This window comes from Corynebacterium lipophiloflavum DSM 44291 (genome assembly GCF_000159635.1).
GTDB classification, from domain to species: domain Bacteria; phylum Actinomycetota; class Actinomycetes; order Mycobacteriales; family Mycobacteriaceae; genus Corynebacterium; species Corynebacterium lipophiloflavum.
This window is the reverse complement of sequence record NZ_GG667192.1, coordinates 94080-119296: the sequence shown is the minus strand read 5'-3', so window position 1 is coordinate 119296 and position 25217 is coordinate 94080. Positions and strand designations below refer to the sequence as shown.

Below are 25217 nucleotides of genomic sequence, written 5' to 3'. Positions count from 1 at the left end.
CCGCGCTGCCAGCGCCGGAAGCGTCGGACCCTCCGGACCCGTCGGACCCGTCGGAATCAGTGTCCCCGCCGATGACGGAGGCGGCCAGCTTGTCCAGGGCCTCTTCGTCGAGCGCGATGACGTGGTCCGCGGGGTCCTTATCCGCGTTGTCCTGCTCGGCAGCTGCGGGCTTGTCGGAATGCGTGTGCTTGCTCGGCCTCTCGCGCCCGCGAGCCGGTGCAACACCCTCGGCGGGGTCGGCGGTGTCGACGGGGTCGTCGGCGACGATGATGCCGCGGCCGCCGCAGCACTCGCACGGCGTGGAGAAGGTCTCCAACAAGCCGGTGCCGAGACGCTTGCGTGTCATCTGCACTAGCCCCAGGGAGGTCACCTCGGAGACCTGGTGGCGGGTGCGGTCGCGGCCGAGCGCCTCCTTCAGGCGGCGCAGAACCAGCTCCTGGTTCTCGGGCAGGATCATGTCGATGAAGTCGACGATGATCATGCCGCCGATGTCGCGCAGCCTCATCTGGCGCACGATTTCCTCGGCCGCCTCCAGGTTGTTGCGGGTTACCGTCTCCTCCAGCGAGCCGCCGGAGCCGGTGAACTTGCCGGTGTTGACGTCGATGACGGTCATCGCCTCGGTGCGGTCGATGACCAGCGTGCCGCCGGATGGCAGCCAGACGGTACGGGAGAGCGCCTTCTGGATCTGCTCGTCAACCCGGTAGGCCTCGAATGCGTCCTGGCCGTCGTGCGCGGCACGGTCATAGCGCACGAGGCGGTCCTCGAGGTCGGGGGCGACCGAGCTGACGTAGGCGTGGACGGTGTTCCAGGGGCGCTTTCCGTCGACAATCAGCTTCGAGAAGTCCTCGTTGAACAGGTCGCGCACGACCTTGACCAGCAGGTTGGGCTCCTCGTAGAGCGTGACGGGCTTGGCGCCCTTCGAGGACTTTTCGCGCTCCGCCTGCTCCTGCAGGGTCTCCCACTGATTGTGCAGCCGGGTGACGTCGGCGGCGATCGCCTCCTCGGATACGCCCTCGGCGGCGGTACGGATGATCGCCCCGCCCTTTCCGGGCACCACCTTGGCCAGAATCTCCTTTAAGCGCTTGCGCTCGGGCGCGGGCAGCTTGCGCGAGATGCCGGCGCTGCGGCCACCGGGCACGTAGACCAGGTAGCGCCCGGCCAGCGAAATCTGCGTGGTCAGGCGCGCCCCCTTGTGGCCGACCGGGTCTTTGGTCACCTGCACCATAACCTGGTCGCCGGATTTCAGGGCCTGCTCGATGCGGCGCGAACGCCCGCCGAGGCCCGCTGCCTTCCAATCGACTTCGCCCGCGTAGAGCACGCCGTTGCGGTTCTGGCCGATGTCGATGAACGCCGCCTCCATGCTCGGCAGCACGTTCTGCACGCGGCCGAGGTAAATATTGCCGATCATCGACGCATTCTGGTCCGAGGTGACGAAGTGCTCCGCCAGCACCCCGTCTTCGAGCACGCCGACCTGCGTGATGGTCCCGTGGCCGCTGTGGCGGGCGCGCTCGCGCACCACCATGGTCCGCTCGACCGATTCGCGGCGGGCGAGGAACTCCGCCTGCGAGACGATCTTGGAGCGCTTGCGGTCCTCCTCCCGCTTCTCGGAGCGGCGGCGGCGCTGCGCCTCCAGACGCGAGGAGCCGCGGATCGCCTTCGGCTCCTCAATCACCTCGACCTCGTCGGCTGGCTGAGCCTCATCGGCCGCGCCGCTGTCCACCGGCTCGCTGTCCTGCATCGCCTCGCGTGACGACGCCCGCCTGGCGCGACGCCTCTCCTCCCGCGAGGGCGCCTTGAACACGGGCACGTATGCGGGCACCTCGTCGCTCTCGGGGGCGGGGGTGATCTCGGGCTCGATGTTGGTCAGCAGCTCATCGCTGTCGGATTCCGGGGCGGGGAGCTCGCGCTCCACCTTCTCCTCGATCTGGTGGATCTCGTTTTCCACGTCTTTGCGCACGCGCTCGCGGATCTTTTCGTCCACCTCCGCCACGGCGTCCTCCGAGGTGGCGTCGTGGTTGGCCTGGGCGGGGTCGGAGAGGGCGTCGAGAAGCTTCTCTGCCTCGGCCCGCGTCAGCGAAGACTGGGCCACTTTGACCAGGCCCATTTCGGTCAGCGCGACGATGAGCTCTTTCGAGGGGACCCCGAGCGCCTTGGCGAGCTGGAACACCCTCGTCTTGTCGGTGAGTTGGCTGCGGTCGAACGCCGCCGCAGGGTGCTTGTTTGTGGCCACGGAGAATCTCCATTCATAGGCCGAGCGGGGCGACGCCACCGGGCGCTGGCGATTTCCTCGTCGCCGCCGCCGCACAGTGCCGCCTCCCGCATCGGGATGCGTGTTTTAAGCTTCACAGCGCTGTTGGGCCGCAGATATAAACTCGTCTTAACGTGGCATATACACGGCCCGCCCACGCTTCGCATCCATTGTGGCACACCAGCGGCGGCACCGCCCCTTTCCGCCCGCCTTAGACGTAGCCGGCGCCGGGGCGCCACACGCGCGACAGGGCGAGGCCCACCGCCGAATCGGGGTTCTCGTAGTCGCCCACGCGGTAGAACTCCATGCCCACCTCGGCCGGGCGGATCCTCGCCACCGCGTAGCCGTGGGCATCGAAGTCGACGTGCTTGACGGCCGGGTTAAGCGAGCGGATGAGGTCTTCTGCCAGCAGGGAGACGGGGTTGTTCTCCGGGTAGTAGACGTGCGTGTAGGTGCTCACAGAGTCGCCCACGTTGGCGGCGCTGATCGAGGAGGTCACGATCTCGCAGCCGATCTCCTCGCCGTTGTGCACGATCGAGTTCGCCCACTCGGTGTGGATGTCGCCGGTGAGGAACAACACGTTGGCGTCGTCCGCGGCGAGCTCGTCGAACAGCCGGTTGCGCGCCCAGGCGTAGCCGTCCCACTGGTCCGGGTTCAGGGGGATGCCGGAGACCAGCGTGGAGAAATCCTCAATCAGCTGGTTGACCAGGCGGGCCTCGGAGCTCGTCGGGGCGAGCGAGCCCAGCGTCAGCGGGGCGATCATGACGGAGTTGCCCATCACGTTCCACGTTGTCGTGGAGTTGCGCACCACCGAGGCGAGCCAGTCGAACTGCTCGGAGCCCAGCATCTCGCGCCCGTCGCTACTGCCGGACAGGCGGGACGGCTCCGCGTCGCGGTAGGTGCGCAGGTCCATCATCGTGAGGTTGACCAGGGACCCGAACTGCAGGCTGCGGTAGATGTGCCCGCCCTCCGACGGGCGCGTCGCGCGCACCGGTAGCCACTCGAAGTACGCCTGCTGTCCGGCGTTGCGGCGGTCCAGCCACGGGCCCTCGGTCCCGTCGGTGTGGTTTTCCGCCCCCTCGCGCCAGGAGTTGTTCGCCGTCTCGTGGTCGTCCCAGATGACGATCCACGGCGCGGCGGCGTGCGCGCGCTGCAGTTGCAGGTCCTGCTTGTAGCGGCCGTGGCGGACCCGGTAGTCGGTGAGCGTGATCGTCTCGTTCTGCGGCGAGTGCTGGCGCGAAACGCCGCTCTTCCCCGCGTACTCGCCGGTCGGATACTCGTAGATGTAGTCGCCCAGGAACACCACGGCGTCGAACTCGCCTCGCTCCGCGCGCTCCGCCATGTCGCGGTAGGCCGCGAAGTACCCGGCCTCCCAGTTGGCGCAGGAAGCCAGGGCGAAGGTGACCTCATCCACCGCGGCGTCGTAGGCGGGCGCCGTCTGCGTGCGGCCCACCGGGGAGAACATCCCGTTGTAGCTGAACCGGTAGAAGTACACCGTGCCCGGCTGCAGGCCGTTCGGGTCCACGTGGACGGTGTGGTCCGAGACCGCCTGGGCGGTCACGGTGCCGAAGCGGACCACGGTGGTGAACTCGGGCGAGGTTGCCACCTCCCAGCCCACGGGGGCGTCAGCGCCGATACCCGACCCGGGGGTGGCCTCGGGGCTCACCGTCACGCGGGTCCACAGAATCACCGACGTGGGGGTCGGGTCGCCGGAGGCGACGCCGTGCATGAAGTGGGAGTACTGCGATTCCGGGGCGCCGGGCAGAACGCGGCCGCCGGTCAGCGAGGACCCCGACGACGTTGAGGACAGCTGGGACGACAGCTGCGCGGAGGCGCGGGGGGCGATAGCGGCGGTGGCGGCGGCGACGCCGGTGCCGACGATGAAGGAACGGCGAGGCAGCGCGTGGTCAGGCGTGTCAGACATACGGTCATGGTCAACCGCGAGCCCCCCGTCCGCAACACGGGAAGCCCCAGTTTCCCAACTTTTCCGGCGCGATTCACCGCAGGTTAACTCAACGCAAACGCCACCGGCGCGTTGCAGGTGGCGTCGACAAGCGGGGCGAGCTTTCTACTTGTTGGGGAACCAGATGGCGATCTCGCGCTCCGCGGACTCGGCCGAATCGGAGCCGTGGACAACGTTCTCGGCGACGCTGAGCGCGAAGTCGCCGCGGATCGTGCCCGGGGTGGCCTTCTCCACCGGGTGGGTGCCACCGGCGAGCTGGCGCCACGCGGCAATGGCGGACTCGCCCTCGACAATGCCGGCCACCAGCGGGGCGGAAGTGATGAAGTCCACCAACTCACCAAAGAACGGCTTGTCGGAGTGCTCCGCGTAGTGCTTCTCCGCGGTCTCGCGGTCCGCGGTACGCAGGTCGAGCTCGACGAGCTTGAGGCCCTTGCGCTCGATGCGGGCGATAATCTCTCCGACGAGGCCGTTGGCGACGCCGTCCGGCTTGATCAGGATCAAAGTGCGTTCAGTCATAGTCGCCAACACTACTAAACGCGGTTACAACTCGCGCACGATGCGGGCCGCGTCCTCCGCGGAGGCGTAGCGATGCCACATCTGCACCTGCCGGATCGCCAGCCCGGAGTTACCCTCCGACTTCATCCTGCGGATCGTCTCTTCCTGCTCGGCGTCGAGCTCGACGGGGCCCTGAACGCGGTTGCGGTACGTCTCGCGGAAACCCAGGACCAGGAACACCGCGGCCGCCGCGATCGACGCAAGGGCCGCCGGCCGGGGAAGATCCAGCCAGTTCGCGCCCACGGCGACGAGCGAGAACGCGGCGGCGAGAACAAACCAAAGGGTGCGCATAACACCTGAGCATAACCACCTGCGGCGCCGCCACCCGGGTAGTTTTGCACAGATAAATAAAAATCGCCCCGGGCGGTATAGCGTGTGCTACACATTGATAAGCATTGCGACCCACATCACACACCGGGAGGTTTCGTTGATCTACCACAGCCCCTACCCCAGCGTCGAGGTACCGGAGACGAACGTGTTCGACCTGGTCTTCGGCGGCCTGAGCGAGAAGGACGCGGCGCTGCCCGCCATCACCGAGCTGACGATCGGAACCACGGCGACCTACGCCGAGCTGAGGGACTGCTCCGAATCGATCGCCGGGGAGCTCACCTCCCGCGGGATCGGGCCCGGCGACGTGGTCACGCTCCAGGTGCCCAACTCCATCAACTTCGCGGCCAGCCTGCTCGGCGTCATGCGCGCCGGGGCCACCGTCAACCCCGTCGGCATGCTGATGAACCAGGCCGACGTGGCGCACATCGTCTCCGCCTCGCACTCCAAGCTGTTTATCGGCCCGACCGACATGGAGCAGATCCCCCAGATCTTCTCCATGGAGCTGCAATCAATCGCGCAGCGCCACCATCCCGCGCCTGACCTGCACATCGACCCTGCATCCGTGGCCGCCGTCCCGTTTTCTTCCGGCACGACCGGCCTGCCGAAGGGTGTGCAGCTGACGCACCGCAATCTGGTGGCCAACATCCTGCAGGTCGACGCGATGATCGACCTCTGCGGCATCCGGCGGGAGGCGAACACCTTAAGCGTGCTGCCGTTCTCCCACATCTACGGGCTCACCGTCTTGCTGCTCAGCCCGCTGTACCGCCGCCACCACATCTTCACCATGCCCAAGTTCGACCTCGGACTCTTCCTCAGCGCCCACGGCACGCACAACATCGAGTTCACCTTCATCGCCCCGCCAATGGCCATCGCGATGGCGAAAGGCCCGGAAATCGACGCGTCCTGGTTCGCCGACTCCAAGCTGATGGTCAGCAGCGCCGCGCCTATCGACGCCCCCATCATGCGCGCGGTTGAGGAGCGACTGGGCACGAAGGTGGTCCAGGGCTGGGGCATGACCGAGGCCGCCCCTCTCGTCGCTCTCAACCTGCACGGCGACGCCGACCACTCGAGCGTGGGCAAGCCCGCGCCCAACACCGAAATCCGCCTCGTGGACATTGACACGCTCGAGGATGTCGAGGAGGGCCAGCAGGGCGAGGTACTCGTGCGCGGACCCCAGGTCATGCTCGGCTATCTCGACAACGAGGAGGCCACGAACAACACCCTCGTGCAGGGCGGGTGGCTGCGCACCGGCGACATCGCGCGCATAGGCGACGACGGTGGCCTGAGGATCATCGACCGCGCCAAGGAAGTGATCAAGTACAAGGGCTACCAGGTCGCCCCAGCCGAACTGGAGGCGCTGCTGCTCACCCACCCGGACGTTAACGACGTCGGCGTGGTGGGAGCGGAGCGAGACGGCCTGGAGATCCCGCGCGCGTTCGTCGTCAAGCGGGAGGGGGCGGATGTGAGCGCCGGGCAGCTCATGGAGTGGGTCGCGGAGCGCGTCACCCCGTACAAGAAGGTGCGCGCGGTGGAGTTCGTCGACGCGATCCCGAAGAACCCGACCGGCAAGATCCTACGCCGCGAACTCCGCCAGGTTCCGTGGCCCGCGGCGTGAGATGCGACACGGAAACCCACGCTACAAATCGGTTGCGCCGCTATGCGATGTGAGTCACAATACTGAGAAAGCACGACTCATCTAACAGCTTTGGAGGGCAATCATGGCCGACACACCCCAGTTCACCGAGTTCCAGGGCATCCCGCTCGACCCCCGCACCGACTACTACCGCATCTTCGATGACGTCGACGGCGCGGACCTCGAATGGTGGAAGAAGGCCCGCGACTTCTGCGAGTTCGCACGCCCCTTCGTCAACGACGCGTGGGAAAAAGCCGAGTACAACATCCCCGGCGCAGAAGAAGCAGCGCGCCGCGGCCTGATCCGCGACGGCATCGACATCGAGGGCCAGCCCGCGATGAGCATCCGCGCCAAGCGCATGATCGGCATGGAGGCTTCGCGTCTCGACGCCTCCACCGCCACTGCGTTCGGTGTCCAGGCGGGCCTGGCCATGCAGTCGATCAACTCCTTCGGAACCGACGAGCAGAAGGCCAAGTACCTCGGCCCGATGTCGCGCATGGAAATCCGCGGCGCCTTCGCCCTGACCGAGCCGGATCACGGCTCCGACTCCATCGCCCTGGAAACCACAGCGAAGCGTGACGGCGATGACTGGGTCATCAACGGCGAGAAGAAGTGGATCGGCCACGGCTCCGTCGGCCACATCACCGTGGTCTACGCCCGCATGGAAGACGGCAAGGTCGGCGCTTTCATCGTCGATCAGGACCAGGAAGGCTACGAAGCCACCACGATAACCGGCAAGGGCTCCCTGCGCGGCATCCCCCAGGCTGAGATCAAGCTCAACAACGTTCGCGTCTCCGACGACCGCCGCCTGCCGGGCTGCAAGTCCTTCCGCGACACCGCCAAGGTGCTCATGAGCACGCGCATCGGCGTGGCCTGGAGTGCGCTCGGCCTGGCCATCGACTGCTACGAGAAGGTCCTGAAGTACGCATCCGAGCGCCACCAGTTCGGCCGCCCGCTGATCAAGAACCAGATCATCCAGCAGCGCCTCGCCGACATGCTCATGGACGTCACCGGCATGGCCCTGTACTGCAAGCGCCTGCTCGAGCTCGAGGAGTCCGGCGAGGTCACCGAGCAGCAGGCAGCCCTGGCCAAGGTGCACAACACCCGCGCCGCACGACGCGTCGCCGCCAACGCACGCGACATGTTCGGCGGCGTCGGCATCCTGCTCGAAAACGACGTGATCCGCCACTTCACCGACATCGAGACCCTGCACACCTACGAGGGCACCGACACCATGCAGTCGCTCATCGTGGGCAAGTCCATCACCGGCGTCGGCGCGTTCACCGGCTAGCCCCGACCTAAGCTCCACCCATAGCCCCAATGGACATAGATCCGTTGGGGCTCTTCCACACGAAAGGCATTGAATATGACTGAATCCGCAGCACAGCACGACCTTCTCGACGCCCGCGCCGACTATTACCAGGTGTTCGCCGACGTCGACGGCGACGACCTCGACTGGTGGCGCACAGCACGCGACTACGCCAAGTGGGTCCACCCGCAGGTCAACGACGCCTGGGAAAAAGCCGAGTACAACATCCCGGCCATCGAGGAGGCGGCGCGACGCGGTCTGATCCGCGACGGCATCGACATCGAGGGCGAGCGCCCCATGTCGATCCGCGCGAACCGCCTCGTCGCTTTGGAGTTGGCCAGGTGTGACGCCTCGACGGCGACGGCGGTCATCGTCCAGGCGGGCCTGGCGATGCAGTCGATCAACAGCCTCGGCTCTGAGGAGCAGAAGAAGAAGTACCTCGGCCCGATGGCGCGCATGGAGATCCGCGGCGCGTTCGCGTTGACTGAGCCGGATCACGGCTCCGACTCTGTGGCTCTGGAGACGACTGCGAAGCGCGACGGCGACGACTGGGTCATCAACGGCGAGAAGAAGTGGATCGGCCACGGCTCCGTCGGACACATCGCGGTTGTGTGGGCCCGCATGGACGACGGCGAGGTCGGCGGCTTCATCGTCGACCAGGACGCCGACGGCTACCACGCTGAGACGATCGAGGGCAAGGCATCGCTGCGCGGTATCCCCCAGGCGCACATCACGCTTAACAACGTCCGCGTGCCCGACGACCGTCGCCTCCCGGGCGCCCGGTCGTTCCGCGACACCGCCGCGGTGCTGGGCGGAACACGTTTGGGTGTCGCGTGGAGTGCTCTCGGTATGGCGATCGACTGCTACGAAAAAGCCCTGAAGTACGCCACCGAGCGTCACCAGTTCGGCCGCCCGCTTAACAAAAACCAGATCATCCAGCAACGCCTCGCCGACATGCTCATGGACGTCACCAGCATGGCCCTGTACTGCAAGCGCCTGCTCGAACTCGAAGAAACAGGCCAGCTCAACGAAAAGCAAGCAGCCCTGGCCAAGGTGCACAACACCCGCGCCGCACGACGCGTCGCCGCCAACGCACGCGACATGTTCGGCGGCGTCGGCATCCTGCTGGAGAACGACGTCATCCGCCACTTCGCCGACATCGAAGCACTGCACACCTACGAAGGTACCGACACCATCCAATCACTCATCGTCGGCAAGACCATCACCGGCGTCAGCGCCTACCGCTAACGCTGAGGTCTTCCCACCGAAGACCTCAGAGACACAGAAAAACAGCGCCCGCCCCGGGGACAACAAGTCCGGGGGCGGGCGCTGTTTTACAGCCTTACAAGCGCTAGTTGTTCAGCGGCTTGCGGGTTTTCGCCATGTGCTCGGCGCGATCAGCGTTTTCCTGTCGCGCGAGAACGTCCGAAGCGGCGGTGACCTGGCGGTCGGCCAACTCGGCCTCGGTGGCGTTGCCCTCACCGGCGAAGACGGACGCCAGAGCATCACCAATCGCACGGTCCGTCTCAGAACCGTCCGTGTACTCGAGCGTCTCCGTGGTCAGCGGAAGTTCCGCGTCGGCGGGGGCGGTGTAGACGCTGGCAAGCTCGCGGGCGAGTTCGAGAGCCTGCTCCACCACATGGTCGGGGCTCATGATCACGCGATCGTTCTCGCGCCAGAAGTCCACGTTAACCGCTGGAACGGGCTTAACGTTGAGCAATGCGTCATAGGCCACCTTGTGGGCATTCGGAACCCCAAGTTCGAGCAGTCGCTCAAGAAGACGTACGGGACCCGACCATGCCGGGAACAGGCCGACGGAGCGCTCGGGGAAGCCCACGCGGGTCTCGGCGTGGATGACCGATGCGTCGGTGTGGAGCAGAAGCTCCATGCCTCCACCGAGAGCGACGCCGCGCACGGCGCCGACAACCGGGTACGGGGCGCGGCGCAGCGCGTGCAGGCCGTCGATGCCCTGCCGGATGGTGGCCTGGCGTGCTTGCTCATCGCCGTTCGGGCCGGAAATTTCGGCTAGCCGCGGCAGGTTAGCTCCGGCAGAGAAGGCACGCGCCTCGTCGTTGGCGACCACGAGCCCCGTAAGGTCCCACTCGCCGGCGAGGGTGAACAGCTCGGTGACGTCGTCGGTCGAGGAGTTCATCGGGGTCTTGTACACGAACACCCCGATGCCGTCCTCGAGCTTGTACACGGTGGCGCCAGCGTTCTCCGCGATCACCTCAGCGTCCTTGACCAGCTCGGAGACGCGGACCACACCCTCACGCTCGGGCCGTTCGGTGAGGGTGCCGTCGGTGCCGAGGACCTTGCCGTCAACGTAGAACCCGCCGGCAGAGCGGGCGGATTCCAGCAGCGCCGGGACGGTGTCGAACAGCGAGGCGACGTAGTCGAGCCCGATAGCGTCGGCAAGCGCGAAGGGGCCCTTCTTCCAGCCGTAGCCGAGCTCCATGGCGATGTCGATCTGATCGACCGTGGCCGCAATCTCTTCGGCGGTGTCGCAGCAGTACTGCAGGGTAATACGGAAGACCTCACGCGCGTAGTTGCCTTCCGGGGTGCCGGACTCCATGAGCTCCTGCGGATCCTTGGGCACCTCGTAGGTTTGCTTCGGGCGGTAGTCACCCTTCTCGAAGTCGTAGACCTCGTCGCGGCCGCGGTAGAAACCGGACTCGGCGGTGCGGCCGGTGAAACCCTTCTCCAGCAGCTCCTTGAACTGCGGGGAATCGGTCACTCCGTAGTCCTGCATTGCATCGTCGGCAGGCAGGGCGGCCAGCAGTGAGCCCCAGATGTGGGGGGCAACCTGGAGGCCGACGTAGTCGAAGAGCCCGAAAACGCCGGTGCGCGGCACGCCGAAGGGCTTGCCGAAGGCGGTGTCCGCTTGCTCCGGTGCGATGCCCTGGTCAAAGGCGACCTGCGCGCCGACGCCCATCCAGAACGATCCGATGCGGTTGGCGATGAAGCCCGGGGTGTCGCGGCAATCCACTATGACCTTGCCGAGGTCGCGCTCGAGCACCTGGCGCAGTTTCTCCCCCACCTCCGGGCGGGTATCCGGGCCCTGGACGAGCTCGACGAGCCGCATGACTCGCGGCGGGTTGAAGAAGTGGGTGATGGCGAAGTCGCCCTTGAACTCCTCGCTGGACTCGGCCAGCAGGGTCTCCAGCGGGATGGTGGATGTGTTCGAGGTCACCGGGGTGCCGGGGCGGCGGTGCGCGTCCACCTTAGCGAAAGTATCGCGCTTGACGTCGATGTCCTCGAAGACGGCCTCGACGATCCAGTCAGCCTCGGCGAGACGGTCGAGGTGGTCCTCGGTGTTGCCAGGCGTGACGCGCTCGGCATACTCGGGGCGGGTGAACCCGTGGCGCTTGACCTGGGTCTCAATGCCCTTGCGGGCGCGGGCGTCGCGGTCGTCGCCGTCGGCGGGCAGGTCGAGCAGGTGGACCTTGATGCCGCCGCTGGCAAGAAGTGCGGCAATGCCAGCACCCATGGAGCCCGCGCCGAGAACTGCTGCGGTTGTGATGTCAGAAGCCATGCGTTGTTAAACCTCCAGGATGAGAGCGATTCCCTGGCCGCCGCCGATGCAGGCGGTGACAAGGCCAAGTCCGCCGCCGGCGTCCTTCAGGGAGTGGATGAGCTTGGTGATCAAGATGACGCCGGTTGCACCGATCGGGTGGCCGAGCGCGATCGCACCGCCGTTGATGTTGGTCTTGTCGTTGTCGAAGCCGAGCTGGTCGGCGACGGCAATGGCCTGGGCGGCGAAAGCCTCGTTGGACTCGATGAGCTTGATGTCATCGAGCTTCAAGCCCGCCTTGTCCAGGGCACGCGGCACCGCGACGGTCGGGCCGAGGCCCATGTACTTCGGATCGCAGCCTGCCAGCCCCCAGGAGACCACCTTGGCCATCGGCTCCAGGCCAAACTGGGAGAGACCGGACTCGCCGGTCATCACCAGCGCGGCCGCAGCATCGTTGATACCTGAGGCGTTGCCGGGGGTCACCGTGCCCTCCTTGTTGAAGGACGGCCGCAGACCGGCCAGCTTTTCGGCGCTGGTCTGGCGCGGGTGCTCGTCGACGGAGAAGTCGCCCACCGGCACGATCTGCTCGGTGAAGCGGCCGTTGGCGATGGCGTCGGCCGCGCGGTTCTGGGACTGCAGAGCGAACTCGTCCTGGCGCTCACGAGAGATGCCGTACTTGGCGGCGACGTTTTCCGCCGTGATGCCCATGATGCCGTTGCCCATCGGGTCGGTCAGCGCACCGGTGAGCCAATCCACCAGCTTGCCGTCGCCCATCTTGCGGCCCTGGCGCATGCCCTCGACCGAGTACGGAGCTTGGCTCATCACCTCGACACCGCCGACGAGGGCGAGGCGGGAGTCATCAGTCATCAGCTGCTGCGCCGCGCTGATGGCCGCCTGCACGCCGGATCCGCAGAGACGGTTCACGCCGTAGGCGTGGGAGCCCTGCGGCAGGCCGGCCTCGAGCGCGACGGCGCGGGAAGTGTAGAGGTCACGCGGGCCGGTGGTGACCACGTTGGCCCACACCGAAGAGTCGAACTGGTCAGCTGCGACGCCGGAGTCCTCGATCACGGCCTTGGCGACGTGCGCACCCAGGTCGATCGTTGAGATCTTGGACAGCGAACCGCCGAAGGTGCCGATCGGGCTGCGCTTGGCGTTGGTGATGTAAATAGATTCGGACATGCCGCTCCTTTGGAGGTTGAGGCTACTGCGTTACATGTCCTTCCGAGTCTAACGGAAGTAACACCGCCGGGTGGCGACGGTGGTCCCTACACACCCCGCTAGGAATCCTCCGCCGTCCCGAGGTGCTGTGTCACCAAGAATCCGCGCTCCATGCGGGCAATAATATCGGCGCGTAACCGGATGACGAAGAACCACACCACGGCGAACATCACGCCAACTGCCGTGACGGACCAGTGCACGAAAAACCCGAAGACCAGCGGGACCTGAAGCGCCAGGTTGATCCACAGCGCACCGGGCAGGCGCTGCACAAAAGCCATGACCGCGTGGGCGAGCCCGATGACCGTGATGTAAACCCAGTTAAACGTGGTCCAGTGCGCGCCATCATCGACCTTGAGCACCACCAGCAGGATCAAAAAGACGGTCAGCGACTCCATGATCAACGTTCCGGAGAGCACGCCGTTAAGCCCCTTCAAGGGGTCCTTGGCCGGCGCGCGCCCGGGGCCCAGCGGGCTCGTTTGCGGCCGGGACGGCTTCTTGGAGCTCATCTAGGGTTCCTTTCCAAACATGGAGCGGGCCTCGCCCGCCGTAACGACGGACCCGGTAATGACAACACCGGATCCAGATTGCACGCCCACCTCGGCGAGCGCATCCTCGGCAAGTTCGACGGCGAGCTCGTAGGCGTCGGCAAGCCGCGTGACGACGTGCACCCGCTCGTCGCCGTAGATCTCGCGCGCCAGCTCCGCCAGCTCGTAGGCGTCCATCGCGCGCGGGGAAGTGTTTTGCGTGATCACCACCTCGGTGAACACGGGCTCGAGCGCGGCGAGGATTCCGGTGGCGTCCTTGTCGCCGAGCACCCCGAGGACGCCGATGAGGCGTGTGAAGTCGAAGTCGTTGGCAAGCGCGTCGGCAAGCGCGCGGGCCCCGTGCGGATTGTGGGTGGCGTCGATGAACGTTGTCGGGGTGGCGCGCACTCGCTCCAAGCGGCCCGGCGACTCCACTGCCGCGAAACCGCGGCGCACGGTGTCCGCGTCGAGGGGGCGCTCCGAGCTCGCGCCGTGGAACGCCTCAACGGCGGCGAGCGCGACAGCGGCGTTGCGGGCCTGGTGCGGCCCGGACAGCGGCAGGAAGATGTCGGTGTATTCGCCGCCGAGGCCCTTGAGCGTGAGGTTTTGGCCGCCGACGGCGACCGTGGCTTCGGCCACCGTGAACTCGATGCCGAGACGCGCGACGGCCGAGCCGGTGTCCACGGCGGCCTCCAGCACGACGCGCATCGCCTCCGGGTCCTGATCGGCGATGATGGTCACCGAGTCCGGATTGGTGATGATCCCGGCCTTCTCCCCCGCGATCTGGGCCAGCGTATCGCCGAGGTAGTCGGTGTGGTCGAGGCCGATCGGCATGATCACGTTGACGTCCGCCTCGACGACGTTGGTCGCGTCCCAGCGCCCTCCCATGCCCACTTCCACAACGGCGACCTCCACGGGGGCATCGGCGAACGCGGCGTAGGCCAGGCAGACGAGCGCCTCGAAATAGCTCAGTCGCTGTCCGCTGTGCTGGTCCGCCAGTTCCATGTACGGCGCGACCTGGTCGTAGATGGCAACGAACTGCGCCGGGTGGATGGGCGCACCGTCGATGCCGATGCGCTCGGTAATCAGCTGCAAGTGGGGGCTGGTTGTGCGGCCGACCCTGTGTCCGAAGGCCCGCAGCAGTGAATCGATCATCCGGGTCGTCGACGTCTTGCCGTTCGTGCCCGCGACGTGGATGGTGCGGAAGGATTTCTGTGGCTCGCCCAAGTAGTCCATGAGCAGGCGGACGCGATCGAGCGTCGGATCAATCTCCGTTTCGCCCCACCTAGTGAGAAGTTCCGCCTCCACGCGGCGCAGCTCGGCAATGTCGTGCTCGGTCACCGGCCGCGGTTTCGCCTCATCGTCGCCGTCCGGGCCGCCACCGTCACGGCCTCCGAGATTGAGCTTGAGGCCCGTGTCCTCCAACGAGATGTCATAGTCTGGCGGCAGGTCGCCCAGATCGGCGAAATCATCAGTAGCGTCGTTGGCCATTTAGGCCTCCGGCAGGGACTCGAGGCGGGCGCTGATGCGTTCGAACTCTGCCTGAGCGATCTCGCGGCGGGCCTTGATCTTCTCCACGACCTCGGCGGGTGCCTTGGCAAGGAACGACTCGTTGCCCAGCTTTTTGCCGGTGTTCTCGAGCTCCTTTTCGGCCTCGGCGAGCTCCTTGTTCAGCCGCTTTCGTTCGGCGGCGATGTCGACGGTGCCCGAGGTGTCCAGCGCCACGTCGAGCGTCGCTTGGCTGAGGCGCACTTCCACGCTTGCCGACGCCTCAAACTCACCCTCCGGAGATTCGACCTTCGCGATCGAGCGCACCAGGTCCTCTTGGCCTGCAAGGTCGGCGTGTTCGAAATCGAGGCGGCCGGGCACCTTTTGCGAGGGCTTGACCCCCTGGTCGGAGCGGAAGCGGCGCAGCTCAGTAATCAGTTTGACCGCGTCCTCGATGCGGCGGCGCGATTGCGCGTCCGTTGCCGCACCGCCGTTGGTGTCCGCTGAGGTCGGCCACGACGCGACGGAGAGCGATTCCTGCTCGGTCAGCGCGGTCCACAACACCTCCGTGACAAACGGCATCGTCGGATGCAGCAAGCGCAAAACGACGTCGACTACGCGGCCGAGCACGATCTGAGTGCTGCGCCCGCGGGCACGCTCCTGCTCGCTCGCAGACTCCTCCTCGCGCGGGATCTGGGTTTTGGCAATCTCGAGGTACCAGTCGCACAGCTCGTCCCACGCGAAGTGGTACAGCTCCTCGTTGGCCTTAGCGAACTGGTAGTCATCCAGGTAGGCGTCGACGGAGGCGCGCACCTCCTCGGCGCGGTCGAGGATCCAGCGGTCCGCGTCGGTCAGCTCCGCGCGCTCCGGCAGCGGGCCCACCGCGGCGCCGTTGAGCAGCGCGAATTTGGTGGCGTTGTAGAGCTTGGTGGCGAAGTTGCGCGCCGACTGCGCGTTATCCTCGCCGATCGGCAGGTCGACGCCCGGGTTGGCGCCGCGCGCAAGCGCAAAGCGCAGGGCGTCTGCACCGAAACGCTCCACCCAATCCATCGGGTCAATGCCGTTGCCCAGCGACTTCGACATCTTGCGGCCCTTTTCGTCACGGACGAGCCCGTGGAGGTAGAGGTCCGTGAACGGAACCTGGGGTCGGCCGTTATTGCCCGCCGGGAACAGCTCCGGGGTTTGGGTTGCGGCAAACGTACCGAACATCATCATGCGCGCTACCCAGAAAAACAGGATGTCATAGGCTGTAACCAGCACCGATGTCGGGTAAAACGCCTCGAGTTCCGGCGTCTTCTCTGGCCAACCCATGGTGGAAAACGGCCACAGAGCCGAGGAGAACCAGGTGTCCAACACGTCCGGGTCCTGGGTGTAGCCGGCCGGCGGCTCCTCGTCCGGGCCGACGCAGACAACCTCGTCGTTCGGGCCGTAGAAAATCGGGATCCGGTGGCCCCACCACAGCTGGCGCGAGATGGTCCAGTCGTGCATGTTGTCGACCCAGTCGAAGTAGCGCTTCTGCATCGACTCCGGGTGGATCACCGTGTCGCCGGAACGCACCGCCTCGCCGGCCATGGCCGCGAGCTTGTCCACCTTGACAAACCACTGCAGCGACAGGCGCGGCTCGATGGCCTCGCCAGATCGTTCGGAGTGGCCCACGGAGTGGACGTAGGGGCGGATTTCCTTGACAATGCGCCCCTGAGCGGCCAGAGACTCGCGCACCGCGACGCGCGCCTCTTCGCGGGTCATGCCGTCGAACTCGGTTCCGGTATCGGCGATTTTCCCCGCGGTGTCCATGATGATCGGCATGTCCAGGTTGTGGCGCAAGCCCATCTCGTAGTCGTTCGGGTCGTGGGCCGGGGTGATCTTCACCGCGCCGGTTCCCAGCTCCATGTCCACGTAGTCGTCGGCGATGACGGTGAGCTTCAGGTCGTCGCGGAACGGGTGGTCGAACTGGGTGCCCACCAGGTGCGCGTAGCGCTCGTCGTCGGGGTGGACCGCGATGGCGACGTCACCGAGCATGGTTTCGACGCGCGTGGTTGCAACGACCAGGTGCGGTTGGGCGTCGTCAAGCGAGCCGTAGCGGATGGAGACGAACTCGCCCTCGACGTCTTTGTAGATGACCTCGATGTCGGACACCGCGGTCTCCAACACCGGAGACCAGTTGACCAGGCGGTAGTCACGGTAGATCAGGCCGGCGTCGAAAAGCTGCTTGAAGATCGTCTGCACCGCGCGCGAGAGCCCCTCGTCGAGGGTGAACCTCTCACGCGACCAGTCAACGCTGTCGCCGATCGCGCGCATTTGCGACGCGATGGCGCCGCCGTAGTTTTCCTTCCATTCCCAGACCCGGTCGACGAACTCGTCGCGCCCTAAGGAATAGCGGTCCCTGCCCTCTTCTTCCTTGAGCTTGGCCTCGACCTTGGTCTGGGTGGCAATACCGGCGTGGTCCATGCCCGGCAGCCACAACACCTCGTAGCCCTGCATGCGCTTGCGGCGCACCAGCGCATCCATCAGCGTGTGGTCCAGGGCGTGGCCCATATGGAGCTGGCCCGTGACGTTCGGCGGCGGGAGAACGACAGAGTAGGCCGGCTTGCCGGAGGCCGGGTCGGCGGTGAAGTAGCCCTTGTCCACCCAGCCTTCGTAAAGAGCCTGCTCGTGCTCGCGCGGCTCCCACGCCTTGGGCAGCGCGTCGGCGCGGTTTTTGCCTACCAAGTCATCTCGTTCAGTCACGCGCCTTAGTCTAGCCGTGCGTTGCGACACCCTAAAACAGGCTATCGGCCACGGCGGCCTCGGCGCGCAACGCGGCGATATTGCGCTCGATGCGCTCGCGCTGGAACTCGCTCAGCTCAAGGCCCTCGACGACGCTGAAGCGCCCGTTGAGGCCCACGGTGGGAAAGCCGAAAACCAGACCAGGGTCGACACCGTATTCACCGGTGGACGGCAGCGCCACAGTGGTCCACCTGCCGCCGGTGCCGTTGACCCAGTCGTGCATGTGGTCAACGGCCGCGGAGGCCGCGGAGGCCGCCGACGACGAGCCTCGCACGTCGATAATCTCCGCTCCGCGCTTGGCAACGCGCCCGATGAACTCGTCGACGTACCACTGCCGATCCACGCGCTCGGTGAGTCGGTGTCCCCCAGCGCGCAGGTACTCGATGTCGGGGAACTGCGTATCGGAGTGGTTACCCCACACCACGAGACCGTCGAGGTCGCCGACGGGGACGCCGAGCTTGCCGGCGAGCTGCGAGGCCGCGCGGTTGTGGTCTAGGCGCATCATCGCGTTGAAGTGCTCGCCCGCGATATCAGGGGCAGCCTTGGAGGCGATGTAGGCGTTGGTGTTCGCGGGGTTGCCGACGACGAGCACGCGGACGTCGCGTGCGGCACCGGCGTTGAGCGCCCGGCCCTGCTCCGTGAAGATGCGCCCGTTGGCCTCCAGCAAGTCTTCGCGTGACTCGCCCTTGCCGCGCGGCTTGGCGCCGACGAGGAAGGCGGCGTTAACCCCGTCGAACGCCTGCTCGGCGGAGTCGCTCACGTTGATTGAGCTGAGCAGTGGAAACGCCGAATCCGCCAGTTCCATGGCGACGCCCTCGGCAACGCGAACAGCATCCGGGATCTCCAAAAGGGTGAGGTTGATCGCGCGCTCGAGCCCCCACACATCGCCCGAGGCGATCCTCCACAAGAGCGAATACGCGATATTGCCGCCGGCTCCGGAGACGACGACGTTGACGGGTTGTGTCGTGTTGCTGAGGTTCATGACATGTCCTGCCTGAGTGAGAGGTTGACCTTTTGGGCCCATCTTAGGCGCGCCGGCGCTTGCTTCTCGATGCTTGACTCCCCCCATAAAGGTGGCAGCGCGGACGTTTTTGCGTCGCATTCGCCGGGGCTTTCCCACACAGGTGACCGGTTTCGGGCACCATAGGGGGTACATCGCAACACGTGCTGCCCGTACCCGAAGACTCAAAGGAGCATTCTTGGCACACACGCCACGCGCGGATCTCTCCCCGGACGCGTCCGCTTCGGCGCGAGACGTCTCCGCAGAGCTCGGCGGAATTGCCTCCCGTGCGCCCGGCGGTGAAACCCGCAAGCAGCTCGACCACGTCGTCGACGTGGCGTTGACAATGTTCGCGCAGGAGGGTTTCGCAGGCACCAAGCTTGACGATCTCTCCCGTCAGTCCGGGATGTCCAAGCGGATGATCCACTACCACTTTGTGGACAAGAAAGGCCTCTACCGCCGCGCGCTGACCCACGCGATGGAACGCATCACCCCTCCTGCCGACGTGCTCAACCGCTCCCACGCCGTGCCCGTGGAGGGGATGCGCCGGTTTATCGACGCCATCTTCTACCGTTTCCAGGACAACACCGATGCCGTGGCGTTGATGCTGCGCGAAAACCTGGACCCGTTGCTCGACCAGAACGAAACGGCCGCGCTCAACGGCCACGCGGACGTTGTGCTGCACATGGAGAGGCTGCTGCTGCTAGGGCAGGATTCGGGCGCGTTTCGTCCCGGCATCTCCGCCCACGACGTGTTGCTGCTCGTCTCCTCGGTGTGCGTGTTCCGCATCAGCAGCCACAAGGCATCGCTCGCGCTCGGCCACGTCAAGCTGACCAACCAGCGCAACACCGAGGGGCTGCGGCGCATGACTATCGACATGGTACTCGGGTTTTTGACCTCGAACATCCCCGACTCGGGCTACGCCAGCTACCTGGAGGCCGCCGCCGCACCGGCGCAGCCGAGCACGACACCGACTGATTCCTACGGCATCGAAGAACCCGAGCTGTACTAGCCGCTAGGCAGTTTTTCCAGCGGACTCCGCCTCGGTAGTGACGTACTGCGGCTCCGCCTCACCGCGCACCACCTCGGCGCTGATGACCACCCGGGTGACGTCCTCGCGGTCGGGCAGGTCGAACATCACCGGGACCAGGAGCTCCTCCATGATCGCGCGCAACCCGCGCGCGCCGGTCTTGCGCTCTGCCGCGCGGTCGGCGATCTCGCCGAGCGCATCGTCGGTGAGCTCGAGCTCCGCGCCGTCGAGCGCGAACAGACGGGAGTATTGCTTGACCAGGGAGTTTTTCGGCTCCTTGAGCACGCGAACGAGCGCGTCGCGGTCGAGGTCCTCGACGTTGGCGAGGATGGGAAGGCGCCCGATGAACTCGGGGATGAGCCCGAACTTCACCAGGTCCCCCGGCATGACCTGGCCGAGCAGGTTGGAGTTGTCTCGCTCGCTCTTCGAGTCGATCTCCGCCCCGAAGCCGATACCGCGCTTGCCGACGCGCTCTGCGATGACCTTGTCCAGCCCGGCGAACGCGCCGGCGACGATGAACAAGATGTTGGTGGTGTCGATCTGGATGAACTCTTGGTTCGGGTGCTTGCGCCCGCCCTGCGGCGGGACGGAGGCGACCGTGCCCTCGAGGATCTTCAGCAGGGCCTGCTGCACACCCTCCCCCGAGACGTCGCGCGTGATGGACGGGTTCTCGGACTTGCGCGAGATCTTGTCCACCTCGTCGACGTAGATGATGCCGTGCTGAGCGCGATCGACGTCCAAATCGGCGGCCTGCAGGAGCTTGAGCAGGATATTCTCCACGTCCTCGCCCACGTAGCCGGCCTCGGTCAAGCTGGTCGCGTCGGCGATGGCAAACGGCACGTCAAGCATGCGCGCGAGCGTCTGCGCGAGGTAGGTCTTGCCCGAACCTGTCGGCCCGAGTAGCAAGATATTCGACTTGGCGATCTCCACGTCGTCGTCACGCTTGCGGCTGCTGAGCGACGCCGGGGACTGCGAGCGGATGCGCTTGTAGTGGTTGTACACGGCAACGGCGAGGGTGCGCTTGGCCGAGTCCTGGCCGATGACGTACCGGTCCAAGAATCCCACGATCTCGGAGGGTTTGGGCAGCTTCTCCGCTTCGGCGTCGTTCGCCCCCTGCGAGCCGGCGAGTTCTTCCTCGATGATTTCGTTGCACAGCTCGATGCACTCGTCACAGATATAAACACCGCCGCCTGCGATGAGCTTTTTCACCTGCTTCTGACTCTTTCCGCAGAAGGAGCACTTGAGCAGGTCAGCGCTTTCTTGCATGTGTGCCATTCGGGTCTCGGTCTCGCTTCGTCTCGGGTACTTGTCCCTTCACTTTAGTAAAGGGGTCAAGTCGGCCGTTTTCATTGGCGCTGATTGCGTGTTTCGCAAGGTTGTCGATGGCCCTGGCCACGCCTTCGACGCCGACGGCGACGGCTTGTGCGCTCCTGCGGTGCCCCACCCGCCGTCGCCTCCGCCAGGGAGGTTGCGATTCCCTTCCGCAGCGCGGCCTCGGAGGCCTCCTGTGGGTGCACCGAGGCGCGCATGGCCAGATACGCGATCTGGTCCGCGGCCTTGTTGAGCGGATCGCCCGAGTGTCCGAGGACGCGTTCGAGGGTTACATCCAGCGACTTCGTCGCCGCACTCCACGCCTCGTAGTAGTCGCGGCGCACGTTGCCGCGGATGCCGCCCCGGCGGCGCCCGTCGGTTCCCCGCTTGTGCATCCCGTGGGCTGCGGCGAGCGCTCCAGCGGAGTCGCTCTCGATCGTCGCGCGGCGCGCGCCGACCCGCACGGCGTAGCGCAGTGCCTTGGTCAGCGCGACCAGCTCGAGGTCGTCGATGCTCGCGGAGGTAGACTGTGTCTGAACCTCGTAATCGCCCGTCGAGGCGACGAAGCAGACACTGCCGGTAGAGTGCGTGTCCGACGACGCGTCGCAGGAGATGGTGACGTTGTCTACGTCGCGCGCTTCGGTTCGCGAGTAGCTCGGCAGCCACTGAGTTTCCGGCGCGGCCTCTTGAGCCGCTTTTCGACGCCTGCGCCGCTCACCCTCAGGCACGCGTATCGACGTCGCCTTGCGGCGGCGCTGCATCAAACTTGTCGCGCGGCGGACGGCCCTGTTCTGCGGGGAAAACGACCCCGAGACATCAAAGCCGGCCTTTTGCAGCAGTGAACGAAGCGCGATTTGGCGCTTGCCAGTGACCACCCACACGTCACGCGCGGAAATGTTCATTTTGCCCAGCTCGGTTTCGAGCGCCTCAACCGCCAGGGGATCCGGGTCGCGCTGGGCAACGCCGTCTTCGCAGACGCTACGCCGGTTCTTGCCGCCGTCGATGGCGATGATCCAGCCCCTGCGCTCAGCGTCACTGCCGGACTTCCACGGCTCTTCCCACATGGCGATGGCCACGTGCACGCGGCGCGACACCTGGCCCGCGGTGACTTCGCGGGTGGCGTAGGTGCGCGAGGAGGACCCGCCCAGGGTTCCTAGCGATATTTTCTCCATGTTCCCCACGTCAGCGGGCCCTCATACTCCTAACGGTTGAGCTTGCGGTAGTCGAAGACCTGGTCGATGATGCCGTACTCCACGGCTTCGTCGGCGGTGAGGATCTTGTCGCGGTCGGTGTCTTTGCGGATCTGCTCGGCACTGCGCCCGGTGTGCTCAGCCAAGGTCGACTCCATCAATCGACGCATGCGCTCGATCTCCGCGGCCTGGATTTCCAGATCCGAAACCTGGCCTTGCGTGCCCTGGGTCGCGGGCTGGTGGATGAGCACGCGCGAGTTGGGAAGGGCTGCGCGCTTGCCGGGGGCGCCGGCGGCGAGGATCACGGCGGCGGCCGATGCCGCCTGACCCAGGCAGACTGTCTGCACGTCGGGGCGCACGTACTGCATGGTGTCGTAGATAGCCATCAGCGCGGTGAAGGATCCACCCGGGGAGTTGATGTACATGGTGATGTCGCGATCCGGGTCCTGAGATTCGAGCACGAGCAGCTGCGCCATCACGTCGTTGGCGGAGGTGTCATCTACCTGGGTGCCGAGAAACACGATGCGCTCTTCGAAGAGCTTGCCGTAAGGGTCGATCTGCTTCGTGCCGAAGGAGGTTTCCTCCAAAAACTGCGGCAGAACGTAGCGGGAGGTGGGCATTTGGAAATTCATGGTAAAAGTCTCCTTGTTCTGCTTAGTTGCCGACGGTTCCGTCGGTGGCCTGGCGTGCGTCCGAAATAACGTGGTCGACGATGCCGTATTCCTTGGCTTCCTGAGCGGTGAACCAGCGGTCTCGGTCGGAGTCCTTGGTGATCTGCTCAAACGTCTGGCCGGTGTGCTCGGCGATGAGCTCGGCCATCTCGCGCTTCGTCGCTGCGAACTGCTCGGCCTGGATCGCGATGTCCGCGGCCGTGCCGCCGACGCCCGCCGAGGGCTGGTGCATCATGATGCGCGCGTGCGGCAGGGCGTAGCGCTTGCCCTTGGTGCCTCCCGAAAGCAGGAACTGGCCCATGGAAGCTGCCAGGCCCATCCCGTAGGTCGCAATGTCGCAGGGCGAGTACTTCATGGTGTCGTAAATGGCCATGCCTGCGGTGACGGATCCGCCCGGGGAATTGATGTAGAGGGAGATGTCGCGGGTCGGATCCTCGGCGGACAGAAGCAGGATCTGGGCACAAAGCTTGTTGGCGATCTCGTCGTCGACCTGCTGGCCGAGAAAAATAATGCGCTCGCGCAGCAGGCGCTCGTAGACGGAGTCGCCGAGGTTCATTCCGGGTTGCGGAGAAGTCATTTTGGCTCCTTAGGCGTAAAAAGTGTTGAGCGGTCAATGCCACCACACTACTAGCCGGTTTCGGCTTGTGAAGCGGTGTTCGCTACGGGCGTACGCAGTGCTTGTTGAGTGCTTTTCGCTGACAAAGAAACCCCCCGCCAGGAAGCGGAGGGTCTCACACGGTTGCGTGCGGCAACTTAGGACTCGGTGGACTCGGTGGCGTCGCTTGCGACGGCGTTGCCGTCCTCAGCGGAGTCCTCTTCAATCTCACCGAAGTACTCGTTGGGGTCAACGGAGTTGCCCTCGGAGTCGGTCACGGTGGTGCGTGCGATGGCGGCGGCCAGGGCCTTGCCGCGGCGCACGTCGGAGAAGAGGTTGGCAATCTGTCCGGACTGCTGCAGCTGGGCGACAAACTGGTTCGGGTCCATGCCGTAGGACTGGGCGGTGAACAGGATGTGGTCGGTCAGCTCCTGCTGCGAAACCTCCGGCTGCTCCTGCTCAGCGACCGCGTCAAGGAAAAGCTGGGTGCGAACTGATTCTTCGGCCTGCTCGCGGGTCTTGGCGTCGAACTCCTCGCGGGTCGTGCCCTGGGCCTCGAGCAGCTGGGCGAGCGCGTTTTCGTCGTGCGCCATCTGGCCCAGAAGCTGGTGGAGCTGGTTGTGCGCCTGCTCCTCCACGATGGACTCCGGCAGGGAGAACTCGGATTGGGCCAGCGCAGCCCTGAGAACCTCGTCGCGGATCTCCGCGGCCTGCTCGGCCTTCTTCGTCTCCTCGAGCTGAGTCTTGGTCGATTCGCGCAGCTCCTCGACGGTGTCGAACTCCGAAGCCATCTGCGCGAACTCGTCGTCGAGGTCGGGTAGGGTGCGCTCCTTGGTCTGCTGCACGACAACCTTGATGGTCGCTTCCTCACCCTTGTGCTCGCCGTACTCGATGGTTGCGGTGAACTCGGCGTCTTCGCCCGTCTTGAGACCCTTGACCGCCTTGTCCAGACCCTCGATGAGGTCGTCGGAGCCGACTTCGTAGGACAGGCCCTCGGTGGAGGCCTCGTCGATGGTCTCGCCATCAATCTCCGCGGTGATGTCGATGACCGCGAAGTCGCCCTTCTTGAGCTTGCGGGAGGTGTCCTTCAGCTCGCCGAAACGGGCACGCAGGTTGTCAAGCTCGGCGTCGACGGCGTCGTCGTCAACGCTGAGCGCAGCGACGTTGACGGAGATGGCGGAGAAGTCGGGCACGGTGATCTCGGGGCGGATGTCAACCTCGGCGGTGAACTCGACTACCTCGTTGTCCACGATCTTGGTGATGTCGATCTGCGGCTGACCGAGCGGGTTGAGCTCGTTTTCCGTGATGGCGCGCTCGTAGCGGGTCGGCAGCATGTCGTTGACAACCTGCTCGAGCAGGGGGCCGCGGCCGAAGCGGGCGTCGATAAGCTGGCGCGGCGCCTTGCCACGGCGGAAACCGGGGATGGTGACCTGCTGGGCAATCGCTTTGTAGGCCTGGTCGATCTCGGCGCCGAGCTCGTCGAACGGCACGTTCACGGTCAGCTTGACGCGGGTGTCGCTGAGCTTATCGACGGTAGTCTTCACGGATGTCTCCTGTAGTTGGTTATTTTCACGTAGTCGTTATAAATACTTGCCACGACCAGTCATGTGCCCGGCGGCTGATTGGCCATTGTCGGGGCGACAGGATTTGAACCTGCGACCCCCTGCTCCCAAAGCAGGTGCGCTACCAAGCTGCGCCACGCCCCGTAATCCGACTACTGCAAGCCGTCTGGCCCACGGTTTCACGATTGTAGCGTGAGTGTTTTTCCGCGTTCGCCATTGGGCTGGTTTTGGGCTCCGGTTTGCCCATCGCGCCGCGGCTTTATGCGGGCGAGATCTTCGCCTGGGCTGTTGTGGGGTGGTGAATAGGTTTCTG

At 65.6% G+C, this 25217-nt stretch carries 19 protein-coding genes and 1 tRNA gene; 4 read left to right on the top strand and 16 right to left on the bottom strand.

The annotated features are described in order from the left end of the window. From HMPREF0298_RS03765 to HMPREF0298_RS03750, 4 genes are all read right to left on the bottom strand, one after another. Positions 1 to 2230 (bottom strand): translation initiation factor IF-2 N-terminal domain-containing protein (locus HMPREF0298_RS03765; RefSeq protein ID WP_006839775.1); only part of this gene is annotated, 2230 nt, incomplete at its 3' end. Positions 2231 to 2459: 229 nt separating this feature from the next. Further along, positions 2460 to 4172, bottom strand: coding sequence for an alkaline phosphatase D family protein (locus HMPREF0298_RS03760; RefSeq protein WP_006839774.1), 1713 nt, complete (start codon positions 4170 to 4172; stop codon positions 2460 to 2462). A 144-nt stretch (positions 4173 to 4316) separates the two neighbouring features. Continuing rightward, a complete protein-coding gene (ndk, locus tag HMPREF0298_RS03755) occupies positions 4317 to 4727 on the bottom strand; it encodes a nucleoside-diphosphate kinase (protein ID WP_006839773.1) in 411 nt (136 codons plus the stop codon). Between the two features lie 24 nt (positions 4728 to 4751). After that, entirely contained in the window at positions 4752 to 5057 is a 306-nt protein-coding gene (locus HMPREF0298_RS03750; protein WP_006839772.1) for a hypothetical protein, read from the bottom strand. 136 nt (positions 5058 to 5193) lie between these two features. On the opposite strand from HMPREF0298_RS03750, the gene HMPREF0298_RS03745 reads away from it, so the two are divergent. The 3 genes from HMPREF0298_RS03745 to HMPREF0298_RS03735 all read left to right on the top strand — a co-directional run bounded on the left by HMPREF0298_RS03745 (position 5194) and on the right by HMPREF0298_RS03735 (position 9286). Then, positions 5194 to 6711 carry an AMP-binding protein gene (locus tag HMPREF0298_RS03745; protein WP_040422468.1) on the top strand — a complete coding sequence of 506 codons (1518 nt, stop codon included), beginning with the start codon at positions 5194 to 5196 and terminating at the stop codon, positions 6709 to 6711. 103 nt (positions 6712 to 6814) lie between these two features. Then, positions 6815 to 8020: an acyl-CoA dehydrogenase family protein gene (locus tag HMPREF0298_RS03740; protein ID WP_006839770.1), complete on the top strand. Its 1206-nt coding sequence runs from the start codon at positions 6815 to 6817 to the stop codon at positions 8018 to 8020. Between the two features lie 75 nt (positions 8021 to 8095). After that, complete coding sequence (locus HMPREF0298_RS03735; RefSeq protein ID WP_006839769.1) at positions 8096 to 9286, top strand: acyl-CoA dehydrogenase family protein; 1191 nt, start codon at positions 8096 to 8098, stop codon at positions 9284 to 9286. Positions 9287 to 9389: 103 nt separating this feature from the next. Here the strand turns inward: HMPREF0298_RS03735 and HMPREF0298_RS03730 are convergent, their stop codons facing one another. The 6 genes from HMPREF0298_RS03730 to HMPREF0298_RS03705 form a co-directional block, all read right to left on the bottom strand. Further along, the gene (locus HMPREF0298_RS03730) at positions 9390 to 11570 is read right to left on the bottom strand and encodes a 3-hydroxyacyl-CoA dehydrogenase/enoyl-CoA hydratase family protein (RefSeq protein WP_006839768.1); all 2181 of its coding nucleotides are present in this window, start codon (positions 11568 to 11570) and stop codon (positions 9390 to 9392) included. A 6-nt stretch (positions 11571 to 11576) separates the two neighbouring features. Then, the gene (locus HMPREF0298_RS03725; protein WP_006839767.1) at positions 11577 to 12728 is read right to left on the bottom strand and encodes an acetyl-CoA C-acyltransferase; all 1152 of its coding nucleotides are present in this window, start codon (positions 12726 to 12728) and stop codon (positions 11577 to 11579) included. 98 nt (positions 12729 to 12826) lie between these two features. Beyond that, the gene (locus HMPREF0298_RS03720) at positions 12827 to 13273 is read right to left on the bottom strand and encodes a DUF4233 domain-containing protein (protein ID WP_006839766.1); all 447 of its coding nucleotides are present in this window, start codon (positions 13271 to 13273) and stop codon (positions 12827 to 12829) included. Further along, positions 13274 to 14782: a bifunctional tetrahydrofolate synthase/dihydrofolate synthase gene (folC, locus tag HMPREF0298_RS03715; RefSeq protein ID WP_006839765.1), complete on the bottom strand. Its 1509-nt coding sequence runs from the start codon at positions 14780 to 14782 to the stop codon at positions 13274 to 13276. Further along, a complete protein-coding gene (locus tag HMPREF0298_RS03710; RefSeq protein ID WP_040422465.1) occupies positions 14783 to 17506 on the bottom strand; it encodes a valine--tRNA ligase in 2724 nt (907 codons plus the stop codon). It lies immediately after the preceding gene. Positions 17507 to 17537: 31 nt separating this feature from the next. Beyond that, positions 17538 to 18527 carry a malate dehydrogenase gene (locus tag HMPREF0298_RS03705; protein WP_006839763.1) on the bottom strand — a complete coding sequence of 330 codons (990 nt, stop codon included), beginning with the start codon at positions 18525 to 18527 and terminating at the stop codon, positions 17538 to 17540. A 217-nt stretch (positions 18528 to 18744) separates the two neighbouring features. On the opposite strand from HMPREF0298_RS03705, the gene HMPREF0298_RS03700 reads away from it, so the two are divergent. Continuing rightward, positions 18745 to 19557, top strand: a complete 813-nt coding sequence (locus tag HMPREF0298_RS03700) for a TetR/AcrR family transcriptional regulator (protein ID WP_006839762.1) — start codon at positions 18745 to 18747, stop codon at positions 19555 to 19557. 3 nt (positions 19558 to 19560) lie between these two features. Here HMPREF0298_RS03700 and clpX read toward each other — a convergent pair whose 3' ends face one another. The 6 genes from clpX to HMPREF0298_RS03670 form a co-directional block, all read right to left on the bottom strand. Further along, the gene (clpX, locus tag HMPREF0298_RS03695; protein WP_006839761.1) at positions 19561 to 20850 is read right to left on the bottom strand and encodes an ATP-dependent Clp protease ATP-binding subunit ClpX; all 1290 of its coding nucleotides are present in this window, start codon (positions 20848 to 20850) and stop codon (positions 19561 to 19563) included. Between the two features lie 71 nt (positions 20851 to 20921). Beyond that, the gene (locus tag HMPREF0298_RS03690; protein ID WP_006839760.1) at positions 20922 to 22058 is read right to left on the bottom strand and encodes a ribonuclease HI; all 1137 of its coding nucleotides are present in this window, start codon (positions 22056 to 22058) and stop codon (positions 20922 to 20924) included. Positions 22059 to 22087: 29 nt separating this feature from the next. Further along, positions 22088 to 22708 carry an ATP-dependent Clp protease proteolytic subunit gene (locus HMPREF0298_RS03685; RefSeq protein WP_006839759.1) on the bottom strand — a complete coding sequence of 207 codons (621 nt, stop codon included), beginning with the start codon at positions 22706 to 22708 and terminating at the stop codon, positions 22088 to 22090. Between the two features lie 22 nt (positions 22709 to 22730). Further along, a complete protein-coding gene (locus HMPREF0298_RS03680; protein ID WP_040422464.1) occupies positions 22731 to 23324 on the bottom strand; it encodes an ATP-dependent Clp protease proteolytic subunit in 594 nt (197 codons plus the stop codon). A gap of 176 nt (positions 23325 to 23500) precedes the next feature. After that, complete coding sequence (gene tig / locus HMPREF0298_RS03675) at positions 23501 to 24886, bottom strand: trigger factor (protein WP_006839757.1); 1386 nt, start codon at positions 24884 to 24886, stop codon at positions 23501 to 23503. Positions 24887 to 24974: 88 nt separating this feature from the next. Continuing rightward, a tRNA-Pro gene (locus HMPREF0298_RS03670) sits at positions 24975 to 25048 on the bottom strand. Positions 25049 to 25217 lie beyond the last annotated feature (169 nt).